This window comes from Thioalkalivibrio sp. ALE23 (assembly GCF_000378545.1).
Classification (GTDB): domain Bacteria; phylum Pseudomonadota; class Gammaproteobacteria; order Ectothiorhodospirales; family Ectothiorhodospiraceae; genus Thioalkalivibrio.
The window spans coordinates 322,269-333,552 of record NZ_KB900034.1 but is presented as its reverse complement, the minus strand read 5'-3'; the positions used below and the strand labels follow the sequence as shown (position 1 = coordinate 333,552).

The window sequence follows — 11,284 nt, the reverse complement described above, 5'->3', positions numbered from 1 at the left end:
TCACCCGGAGTTCGATGCGAATGGTTTCGCCTTCGGGGTAATCGAATGCGCCCTGCTCGATGAACTGGTCGAGATCAAAGCCGGCGTCCGGATCGCGCGCCGGCACCTCGGTCAGGGCCGCAGCCTCGATCCGGTGCGCCGCGAGATGCAGCACGTCCTGGTGCGGTTCGATGGTAGCCAGGAGGTAGGTGACCGGCTCGCGGAACACCAGCGCCAGAGGGTGAATGCGGTGGTCGCGCACCCGCTCCTTCGAGCGCGAGCGGTAGGTGATATCGAGGCAGCGGCGTTCCAGCAGGCCCTGCTGCACGGTCGCGAACACACCTTCCGGGACCGCCGGCGGACCCAGTGGCGGACCGTTGGGAAGGATACGCACCCGCTCGGGCCACAGACTCAGGCCGGACGACTGCCCCGTGGCTTCCAGCACCTCCCGCGCCCGCGCAACCTGCGGTGCCAGCCGTTCCCGGGCGGACGGCGGCAGCAGGCGTGATGCGTGAGCATCCAGGATCTGGAGGGTGAGCGCCGTCTCGGGGTCGAGTGCGGGCATGTCCTGCAGCGGGGCATCGGCCAGCCAATACCATCCGTACGGACGGTCCCGCTCGTCGCGCCCAAGCGGTAGAAATGCCGAAAGCGATTCCAGGTCCCGTTCGATGGTTCGCAGGGTCGTATCCAGTCCCCGCGCCTGCAGGCGTTCAACCAGTTCCGGCGCACTGATCCGGCGGGACTGCCTTGGCACCATGCCCAGCAGCAGCATCCGCCGCTGCAGCGTCGCGCGCATTCCGTTGCCCTTGGTCATTTCCCGTCCATCCCCTGCCCGTCGGTTGTCCCGCTCACGGTGGAGCCTGCCAGCCGCCCATCGGCCGTGCAAAGATTCGATGCCCGCACCCTGAAGCCGAGGCACGACCTTTCAACGTAGCTCACCGATTTCATACCGAATGCGCCCGTCCGTATCGCGAATCCGCGTCGGCGCGGAGCCCGGCCCCTCCTCCACGGTGCCGCGGATCCGGCCGTCCGTACCGCGGATGTAGGTGGGCCCCGGCGGCTGCTCGTCGATGTAGCCGGTGATGCGGCCATCGGCATCACGGATCAGCGGCTGCCCGGGTGAAGGGTAATCCCGCTCGGATGACGACGGCACGGCACACCCCGTCAGCGCAGCGAGCAGGAAGACACAACCGACTTTCAGAACGTCCATGACGCCCCCGGCGGATGGATTGGACCGTCAGGGTGGCTCATCCGGACGTCCGTTTCTGTCGCCCGGCCACGGGGACATGGCCTCCAATGCAGGACAAGCTTACAAGTTACTGTGTGAATTCCGCCTTTTACCCAATACAGATAGAACAAGCACCCCACACATCACCCGAATCGTCAGCATTCGATCTTTCTACCCACACCCTAGTCGGCATATTTTCTCCAACCCAATCGCGAACGGATGCTTGTAGTTTATTAAGACGATCAGCCACATTTATTTCCGCCGAACGGCTCACCACGGGTCTCGATGAAAAATAATACCCAATTACGCCGAATGAAATCGTCGATGTTTCCGCGCGCATCTTCAGCACCTCAGCAATACGCAGGACATCCTCTCGAACATTATCAACAGGCGTTTGCCGCTTTACCTCTACAACCCCGATCGGATACCCATGTTCATCCCACACGACAGCATCGAACCTCCCGTCAATGCGGCTTGCATAGGCTGGCCGCCCTCGCCGAATGCCCCCTCCGGCTTCCAGAATGTCTCGAACTCCTGACTCTAAAGTTACATTAAATCGATCTGGATCTACGCTCCCCAGTTGGCGGGCTACCTCTGTCGTCATCCAGTATTCAGGAGCCATCCAAGCCCATTCCCCGCCTGAAAGCCTCTCGTACGCCTTCTGGGACTCAGCAATCCCACCGCAAACAGCCTTTGCTATATCGTTTTTGGAGTCTTTCTTATTAATCATTCGCGCCCATTTGTTCAGATCTTCCGGCCTGACTGTATTCTCTTAACGTTACCTTCAGGCCCGGCGGCTGGTGTCGACGTAACCGATCATGCGCCGGTCAACACCCCGGATCAACGGATGCCCCGGCGGCGGGGCGTTCTCCTCTGGACGTCGGCGTGACGGCACAGCCTGGCAATGCGCGGCTACAGGCGCTCGAATAATCCATCACATACCGCCAGATGAATGTGATCAAACACAGGCTCACTCATTCAGGCGTCAATTTGTGCCGCCTGGATCGTCGGATTCGACATTTCGAACAGGGATACCGCCTGCCGACCGCGTGGAAAAGTAGATTGCCCCGTCGTTCTCCAGGTCCTCCAAAAACGCGAATCGATTCTCGATTAGGAGCCAACGCAGGTTCAGCCCTGATTCGCCGGCCCGCAGCCCGCGAACTCCTTCACGACCCATCAAAGATTCGGAATGAAGCGGTGTCCGTCGAGACCCGCGAATGCTCCCCCACCTGCTCGCCCCATGCATCGAGAACGGCATCCAGATATCCATCCATTGACTCACTTGCCCGGCATTTCACGGCCTCCCGTTCCGCGAGTAACGCCCATTCGAGTTCCTGAGTGAGTTCCGCGGCCCTCCCCTGCTCCTGCCTATATACCTGCACACCCTCGGCGACCGTCACGAGCACAAAGGTTGTGGAACCCACCACGCCCATCATCGGCCCACTCAAGGTTTTACCAGATACCCAAGCACCGCTCTGCGAAAGCCGTTCGAGGTCCTCACTGACCCACTGCTCAAGCTGCGCCGACAGTCCCGACAGCTCAACGTCCGTTTCGACCTGTTCATCGACGCGGGTGGCTGACGGTTTCCGATCCAGGACGTCCGCAAGATGGTGCGTCAGGCGTGCTCCCGATTTCGCAATTTCTGCGGGCAGCACCTGTTCCCGGAGGTGCCGGTCCGCCCGATCCAGGTGTTCCTGGATCCGGGATTCTTCCTCCAACAAGGTCTGCGCCTGTTCATCCAGATACTCGTCGAGATCACCAAAGAAAGGTAGCGACATTCGTGTAGCCCAGCCACCGAAAGAGTGGTATTCATCAACGAACGCCGGAACCTGATCGATTGCTGCCTCGAAGGCCCAGTCCACGCCGGTGTGGTACTCATGCTGCAGGACCCGTCGAATCCGGGCCTGCTCGGATTCGAAGCTCGCGCCGGCTTCCGCGCGCACCCGATCGACCGCGTCTTCGCCTTCGATTTCCCAGGCCTCCCCACCGACCACCACCGTCAGGGTCTTCGATTCCAGGGCCTCGTCGATACCTGGCACCACAAGGGCGAGAAAACCAACGGCGATCACCGCGAAGAAGGCCCCCAGGACAAGACTGATTCTCCGGCTTCGAGCATCGTCCTCCGTCGGCGCCGTCGGTTCCTCGGGGGAGTCCGACTCCGTTTCGGCGCCGGCGGAGTCATGCTCCTCCGTCGTGCCGCCTTCTTCCCATTCCCGCTCATCCATCCTCTACCTTCCTTCTGCGAAGTAACACAGTCCCATCAACAGCCGCGACCACGCCCAGGCCGCACCCAGGCTGGCCAGGAAGAGCAGGATCCAGGCCACCAGCACCCAGGGCCCTCCGGTCTCGACGCTCCCCACCAGGTTCTGCATGGCCCAGTAGCTCAGTTCCGTAACGTAGACCATGCCCCGCAGGACGGGGTCCAGTAGATGACAGTTCCATCCGGGCGAAGCCGCCACCGTTTCCAGAACGTGTTCGTACGGCTCGCCGCGGTAGTACGTCTGCTCGGCAAGGAGATCCAGTATCACCAGGAAAGGCGTCAGGATCGCGACGTTTAGACGCACGGCAAGCACCCTCGAGAGTGGCTCGAGCCATTGGGGAAGAACCTCCGGCTCCAGCCATCGCCGGGCCCGTACGGCCAGAAACAGGAACACCGGGATATTGAGCGCAAGAAGGACCCATTGAGCGCTCGCCCAGCGATGAAGCTGGACCAGCAACAGAATCGCGAGGAAAAATCCAACCCCGGCACTGACCAGACGCATCAGCAACCCGGGCCGAACCCACCGGGCGAGGGCTCCATCCTCTCGCAGATACTGCCGCGCCCAGGCCCGCCGACGCGTCTTTCGGAACTCGAACAGCCCGTGCCCGATCACGCCGGCCACCGCGGCCATCGGCAGGATCGCCAGCCAGCATGGCAGGACCGGGAGGAGCTGAACGCTCCCCCCGAGCACGCCTGCAGCCGCCATAATCAGCAGCGCAGATCGCATCGTGTTCGGGCGTACCCCCGTCATCCCGCCGCTCCTGGCACCAGCGCCCTCCTCATGTTGCGGAGTAACCATCGTCCGTTATGCCCAGAACATGGGCAAGGCTTGGCGGCAGTACGGGAGCCGCGCCCGATCACCCGGTGAGCCGCGCGACGAGCACACGTCAAAAACCGTCGCCTGCCTGTGCAAGGCTGGAGCTCCATTCGTCGAGGAGTCCAGGCCATGCCCGTCAGCAAACGCCGCCGCTCACGCAAGTCTTTCCGCTCCGCCCGCCGGGGGGAGCTGCCCGGCAACCTTGGAGGCATCCGGGCCCTCTGGGCTCTGCGTGTCCTGCGCCATGCCCTGCCCATGGACCTGACCGGGACGCTCCTGCGTTCGCTGGATGACGACATGCTTCAGGCGCTGGGCGTGGACCACGACGGAGACATCTGGGACGACACGGAACGGGTGGAGGCGGTCATCGAGCGGGCCGACGCGGTCGAACAGCAGGCAGGCCCATTGCAGCGGGATCACCCAATCGCCCGTAACGTCCGCCTTTTCGGGGAGCCCCTGGGCCTTTCGGAATGCGAACGCGAGGTCCTGCAGATCCTGGCACTGAATGCCTCACATCATCCTTTCGCCTCGTTGCTGTCCAGCGTGCGCGACGCGGTGGACCTGACCGCGGAGGAAATCGTGGCGGTCGCCCTGGGCCGTTCACTGCGTGAGGTCCGGGAAGCCCTGTCGCCTCGGAACACGCTGGTGCGTTCCGGCCTCGTCGAGACCGAGGGCCGCGGCATGCTGATGTCGAACCAGCTCGGTTTCGACCTGCTCGGCGATCTGGCGTCGGAACTGGTCGGTCGGATGGAGTCGGCCGAGCCGGTCTTCAGCTCGTTTTTCCGCCCGATGCCCGAGCCGGAGGGGGATCAGATGGCCCTGGCCCACCTGGAGCAGCCGCTGGCACGGCTGCGGGCCCTGCTCGGCCAGGCCGCTTCGCAGAACGTTCCGGGGGTCAATATCCTGCTCTACGGGCCCCCCGGCACCGGAAAGACGCAGCTCGTGCGGCGCCTCGCACAGGAACTCGGCCTGAAGGGGCGCGAGGTCAATCACGAGAGCCCCGATGGCACACCGATGGACGCGCCGCACCGGCAGCGGGCCTATCAGCTCTGCCAGTATCTCCTGAGGCGGGCTCCCCGCTCCCTTGTCGCCTTCGACGAGATCGAAGACGTGTTCGGGCAGGATCCGCTGGCCGCCCTGTTCGGCAACACCCGGCGCGGACCCCGTACCGGCGGCAAGGCCTGGACCAACCAGATGCTCGAGGATAACCCGGTCCCGGCCATCTGGATCACGAACCACCCGGAGCAACTGGATCCGGCCTATCTGCGGCGCTTCGATTTCACCCTGGAGGTCGGTCATCCCCCGCGCTCGGTCCGCCGCGCCCTGATGGCGCGCGCCTGCGAGGGGCTGGAGGTCAGTGACGAATGGCTGGACCACATGGCCGGCATCGAGGGCCTTACCCCGGCCGAGATCCAGCGCTCCGCGCGGGTCGCACGCCTGCTGGATCAGGCCGCCCATGGCGAATCGGCGGAATCCGTCATCACCGACCACCTGTCCGAGCAGGCCGAGCTCCAGGGGCGGCCCCCGCTTGCCATGCCCCGGGCGTACGACGCACTGGAATACGGTCTCGAGAACCTCAACACGGAGGGGGACGTGGATTCGCTCCTGGAGGATCTGGTCCTCGCGGGGTCCGGTGCCCTGCTGGCTCACGGTCCTCCGGGGACCGGCAAGACCGCGCTGGCCCATCACCTGGCACAACGGGCGGACCGCCCCCTGCGCAAGCGGACCGCCTCAGAGCTCATCTCCCCCTACGTGGGCCAGACCGAGAAGAACCTCGCACGGGCCTTTCGCGAAGCGCGACGGGAAGGCGCGGTGTTGCTGCTGGACGAAGCCGACAGTTTCCTGACCGACCGTTCCGGCGCTCGCCACTCCTGGGAGACGACCCGCACCAACGAACTGCTGGTCCAGATCGAGGCATTCAGCGGGATCCTGGTGTGCGCCACGAATTTCCTGGAAGCGCTGGATCCGGCCGCCCTGCGACGGTTCGACCACAAACTGGAACTGCGTCCGCTGACCATGGAGCAGCGGGTACGGCTGTTCGAGCGACTGGTGGAACGGCTGCAGCCGGTCGATGCCAGCGATGGCTGCGCTACGGAATCCGCCCGCGCAACCATCCAAAGGCTCGAGGACCTCACACCCGGCGATTTCGCGACGGTCGTGCGAGCGCATACCCGCCGGCAGGGTACCGGCGACCTGACCCAGGAGGCCCTGGCCGAGGCCCTGGCGGCCGAGCAGCGCATCAAGCCCGGGGCCGGACGCCGCGCGGCGGGCTTCGCCTAAGCCCACACCCCTTCGAACGGACCGGGGCCTGACGGCCCGTGGATATGGAGAGAACACATGGACGACATCTCGCGACCGAACCGGGATCATTTGATCCAGCGCCTGAGGGCCGAGCGCGATCAGCTCCTCACCCTGCTCAAGGCTTTGCCCGACATCTCGTTCGTGATCGACGAGGACGGGCTGTACGTTCGGGTCATCGGCGGGGCGAACGAAGCCATGTACGTGAGCGGCAAGGGACTGGAGGGGCACAGCGTCACCGAAGCGCTGCCCCCGACTGTCGCCGAAGCATGTCTCGAGGCGATCCGAACCGCCCTGCGGACCGGCGACATGCAGACCCTGGAGTACCAGCTCCGCGTCGACGATGTGGCCGGTCTCCCGCCCTCGGCTCGAGAAGCCACGCAGGATGGGGTCGAACAGTGTTTTGAAGGCCGTGTCCTGCCCCTGCCCGGTTACGATCATCCCAAGCCCGTGGTCCTGTGGGTCGCGGTCAACATCACGCCGCGCAAAGAGCTCGAGCAGTACTGGCGCCAGGCGGCAGAGACCGATCCGCTGACCGGGATCGCCAACCGGCGTGCTCTGTTCGAACGGGCCCACTCGGAAGTCGAGCGCGCCCGCCGCTACGGGCACCCGCTGTCGCTTCTCATCCTGGACATCGACCACTTCAAGAGCATCAACACCCGCTTCGGACATGCGCGGGGGGATGAAGCACTGCGGTGCTTCACGCAGGCCTGCGCCGAGCTGCTGCGCACCAGCGACTGTCTGGGGCGGATTGGAGGCGAAGAATTCGTCATCCTCCTGCCGGACACGGACCTATCCGGCGCGGCCAGCCTGGGAAAAAGAGTCGTGGAGCAAACCCGGTCCATCACTGTCGCCGACACCCCCATCGCCCCCACCCTGACCGTTTCGGCGGGGACGGCTTCTTTGGACCATGGTGAAGGGTTTGAGGAGGCTCTTCGCCGCGCCGACGCCGCCCTCTCCAGGGCCAAGGAACGTGGTCGCAACCGTCTGGAAACGGACGAAACCTCGGCCGGCCCGGATGAGCAGCAGACCCCCGCAGACTGAGGCACAGCATATGCCCCCGAACAACACGACGTCCGATACGCAGGACCCGGTCGATGGGCTAACACTGCACCCCGAGTTCGTCCGCATCGCGGACGGTTCGCGCGTGGTCCTGCTGCGGGAAAGCGAGTTCGTGCAGATGCTTGCAGCGCTTTACCAGTACGAAGCCCTACGCGATTACCTGGGCGGCGATCCGTTGGTGAACACGCAGAACGAATGAGAGCCGGACGAACCCTTTGGCGATCGATGCAACCAACGTTGAGTCGTCTTCGGCCGGCCAGTTCACCCGGGTGGACACCGGACGATTTTGCGGGGCCTCGGGGTCGGACGTTGCAGTTGCTCTGCAACACCAGGGTTCAACTAAGGCGGCCAAAGTTGTTTAGTGAAGACACACCGTTACTTTGCATTATCGTGGTTGACCGAAAGTAAAGACAAAACGATCACCATTAAGCTCTCCATGCCCCGTACCCCTGTTTCCCGTGGAGACGAACTCGAAGGGACCGGATCGACCATCGTCACACGTAAACACCCCTTCGCCTTTTCTCGAGGTCACATAAGTGAAATTACCTTCGCAAACGACTCCCTCGCTCGATTCGATCTTGAGATCACCAGCGCCATCCATGTAGCCAGTCGCTGTACCGCTAAAGGACTCGCCTGTTTCGCGGACCTCACCTTCTACCGGCAAGGTCAGGCTACAAGCTGTTAGGGGCGCAAATAATATTATTGCTACGCATGCGCGACGCAAACTCAAGGCACTTTCCTTTTTGATTATCAGTTTATCAATCGACGACAATCCTGAGACTCCTCGAGACGGCACCGACTTCCAGAGGACTAACCGTATCTACGTGGCCAAAACTAGAATCCTCGTCGCCTCGTCAACGATCCGTCTTCCAAGGCCGCAGGCCTCCGATGAGCGCTCGATGGCAGAACAGAACCAACAACAGCCTACACACATAGGCATTACTGTGTCATCCGCCCCGATGGGCTTCCAGTCACGGATCGGCCGACTAACCCAGCCTCCGGCTTTGCGGCCCTGGTCTGCATGGAGCGGTCCTTTCGGCGAGCCCATCGAGCCGGCCACAAGCATTTCCCCGATTACGCTCCGGGCTTTTGCCTGTCAACGTGAAGTACACGCCAAGATGATTGATGAGCCTTAGAATAAACCGTACTCGCCATGCGGTCCGCCCCCGTCCATCCATCGGCGACATAACACATCCACTCTCGACCATGAAACTGGGGTGCCTTCTCTCGCGGGATGGAACCAGCCGAAACCTGACAACTAGACAGACACCTAGACACCCCATAAGTACGCGCGATAGACCTCAGCACGTGACAGAAAAAAGAGGCCAGACCTGACATTTATGAATGCGAATGGAAGCCTCTGACTATCCAGAAAGCAGCCATTCCAAAGAACACAATCAGTGCCAATGGCCGTGCCCAGTACACGCCGAGGAAAGCCACAGCCGTCCGGACAGGCTGGCCCTCATTTTCCCTTGCGCAAACTGAGTTAACGTTCTCAGGATCAATCTCAAGCCGACGACGTTCACGAATTTGTTCGACCCGTATCTCGCGGATTTCCCCAGCGATCTCTGCCGCGGCTTCGGTCTCACCACGCTCACGAGTCCTGGCAAGTTTTCTCCCTTTCTTTGCAAGTTCGCTTTGAGGCTCGCGCGGCTCCATGGGATCAATCTCGAATTCGTCGAAACGATCTGGCTCGGTGTCGAGCAGATCGCGCCTTGATCGATCGTCCCCTCGGCCCTCAATTGGCTCGTCCCACCACGAGCGCCATCGCTCAGAACAATAATTCTAGACTGCCTGTGCATGCGACTCTTCTGGAACGATTTCAACAGCCACTTTACCGGTTACCGGTAGAAACAACACGATCGCGACCACGGCCCATAACCTCAGAAACACGCGAGCGGCGCCCGGCTTCATCGTGAACATACTGCCACCACCTATCATGACTCGGAGACGCACATGAAGTGAGGGTACAATAGGCGTTCGTCGGTAATCTCCTCTGGCCCGGCTCAGGGCGGTAATCATTGCCGGCCGCACCCGTCTGCTTTCTGGGACACAGGTGGGGAGGGCTACCTTCACCTTGATTCTCCGAGTTCACGGGTAGGCTACCCCGACTGTCCGTTATCCGGTGGCGCGAGGGCCCCGCTCAACACTGAGGGGCAGGAATCCCAGCTACATCGCCCCGAGCCGGACCATGCCAGGCAAACAGAAGCAGCGGTACACGGTTCTGGGCAAGATCGACAGCCTCACGCCCGAGGCATGTAAACCCACCAGGTTGTTCACATCGGGGCCGAGGATGCTGACGGGCGATTGGTATCCGAGGCTGGCGCGAGGTCGATGCCGTTTGTACTGGTGCAGCCAGACGGGCGGGTGCGCGTTGCGCTGGATTGAGTGGTCGTAGCACCGGGCATACGTCCACTCGCGCAGGGCCTCGGCCAGCGCCCGGCAGGCACGGCGGGCAGTCTCGTCGGAGTGCACGGTACTCAACGCGAGGCGGGACGTATCGTCGACGGCAACATGAACGTAGTCCCAACCGACCCCGTCGGAGGCGTTGCGGCGGTCACCGGTCACCCGATGGCCCGGCCGCTGGAAGCGCCCGAGCTTCTTGATGTCCAGGTGCAGTCGCTGCCCGAGTTGATCCCACGCGTAGCGTCGGACTGGCCGTGGCGGGTCGAGCACCGACAGGCGGTTGAGCTCGGCCCGCTGCAGCACCCGACCGATGGTGGCCATCGCCACCCGGGTCTGTTGATTGATCTGGCGGTAAGTGCGGCGTTCGCGCCGCAGCGCGATGATTTGGTCACGCACCGCGTCGGGCGTCTGGTGCGGACAGGCTGCCGGCCGCGAGGGGCGATCCTGTAGCCCGGCCTCGCCTTCATCGGGATAGCGCCGGTACCACTTGAAGGCGGTGCGTACGTGGGGTGCGTCCTCGACGCGAAGCCCCTCGGTCATCATCCGACGGACCAACAGGGCTCGACCATAGGGCGTAAGTCGGGCATGTTTGTGCGTGTTCATTCGGGGTCTCCCTCAAGTGGACTGGGTCGCACCTGAAGCTTCGGGGACTCCACCCCGGATGAACGACCTACTGAGAGATCACAGCTAGGGACTACAAAATTTCCGTGGAGTGCAGGTGCAAGCTCCCTTGACAGCCACGGTGTTCGGAGAGTGAGGAGATGTCGAAAAAGGACCCAGAAGACCACTTGGAAGATTTTTTTGAGGAACAGCGCCTGCAACAGGCGGACAGCTACGGACGCTTCTCGATATTTGTTTGGTGGGCTTTTGGTATTTACCTATTTTACATGGATGGATTTCTTTCGTTTATATCTTGGCAAGCATTTGTTTTCTTCATAATTGGCACATTTGCCGCCTCAGGAATACTTGGGGGAATTTTTTTTCTGATTGGATCAGCGCTCGCTAAGCTATACTCTAATTTTGTTAACCCCCATAATTCGTCTCTATCTTCTATGTTCGCGGTATATGGAACCGCCGTCATTCTGCGTGTATCTCAAATAGCCGTGACTGCTTTAGCGGCGTATTATTCAGCTTTTTTTCTATCTCAATTCTGAAACTTGTCCCGCGGCATGGTGAATTCGCCATGCTTCGCCATGCGTCTATTTGGTTTGTGAGGACCGGAGATCGTCCAGAC

Annotated in this window: 10 protein-coding genes and 1 pseudogene; 4 read left to right on the top strand and 7 right to left on the bottom strand. The window is 62.1% G+C overall.

The genetic code is table 11. From position 1 onward, the window contains the following. The 5 genes from F573_RS0110275 to F573_RS0110260 all read right to left on the bottom strand — a co-directional run. Positions 1–793: YafY family protein (locus F573_RS0110275; RefSeq protein ID WP_019022510.1), on the bottom strand; the 793-nt coding region annotated here is incomplete at its 3' end. 111 nt (positions 794–904) lie between these two features. Next, a complete protein-coding gene (locus F573_RS0110270) occupies positions 905–1,189 on the bottom strand; it encodes a hypothetical protein (RefSeq protein WP_026300886.1) in 285 nt (94 codons plus the stop codon). Between the two features lie 127 nt (positions 1,190–1,316). Next, positions 1,317–1,937, bottom strand: a complete 621-nt coding sequence (locus tag F573_RS15075; protein ID WP_155986655.1) for a hypothetical protein — start codon at positions 1,935–1,937, stop codon at positions 1,317–1,319. A gap of 436 nt (positions 1,938–2,373) precedes the next feature. After that, positions 2,374–3,432, bottom strand: a complete 1,059-nt coding sequence (locus tag F573_RS0110265) for a hypothetical protein (protein ID WP_019022508.1) — start codon at positions 3,430–3,432, stop codon at positions 2,374–2,376. A 3-nt stretch (positions 3,433–3,435) separates the two neighbouring features. Next, positions 3,436–4,218, bottom strand: a complete 783-nt coding sequence (locus F573_RS0110260) for a hypothetical protein (RefSeq protein WP_019022507.1) — start codon at positions 4,216–4,218, stop codon at positions 3,436–3,438. Between the two features lie 195 nt (positions 4,219–4,413). On the opposite strand from F573_RS0110260, the gene F573_RS0110255 reads away from it, so the two are divergent. Genes F573_RS0110255 through F573_RS0110245 form a run of 3 tightly spaced genes read left to right on the top strand, consistent with a single transcriptional unit; the run spans position 4,414 to position 7,843 of the window. After that, positions 4,414–6,564: an ATP-binding protein gene (locus tag F573_RS0110255; RefSeq protein ID WP_019022506.1), complete on the top strand. Its 2,151-nt coding sequence runs from the start codon at positions 4,414–4,416 to the stop codon at positions 6,562–6,564. A gap of 57 nt (positions 6,565–6,621) precedes the next feature. Further along, complete coding sequence (locus tag F573_RS0110250) at positions 6,622–7,626, top strand: sensor domain-containing diguanylate cyclase (protein ID WP_019022505.1); 1,005 nt, start codon at positions 6,622–6,624, stop codon at positions 7,624–7,626. 10 nt (positions 7,627–7,636) lie between these two features. Beyond that, complete coding sequence (locus tag F573_RS0110245; protein WP_018870935.1) at positions 7,637–7,843, top strand: hypothetical protein; 207 nt, start codon at positions 7,637–7,639, stop codon at positions 7,841–7,843. Between the two features lie 1,139 nt (positions 7,844–8,982). Here the strand turns inward: F573_RS0110245 and F573_RS15070 are convergent. Both F573_RS15070 and F573_RS0110235 read right to left on the bottom strand, forming a co-directional pair. Next, entirely contained in the window at positions 8,983–9,303 is a 321-nt protein-coding gene (locus tag F573_RS15070) for a hypothetical protein (RefSeq protein WP_155986654.1), read from the bottom strand. A 594-nt stretch (positions 9,304–9,897) separates the two neighbouring features. Beyond that, positions 9,898–10,653, bottom strand: a pseudogene (locus tag F573_RS0110235) (leucine zipper domain-containing protein); the annotation flags it as partial. Between the two features lie 158 nt (positions 10,654–10,811). On the opposite strand from F573_RS0110235, the gene F573_RS15065 reads away from it, so the two are divergent. Continuing rightward, positions 10,812–11,204 carry a hypothetical protein gene (locus F573_RS15065; protein ID WP_155986653.1) on the top strand — a complete coding sequence of 131 codons (393 nt, stop codon included), beginning with the start codon at positions 10,812–10,814 and terminating at the stop codon, positions 11,202–11,204. Positions 11,205–11,284: the final 80 nt, after the last annotated feature.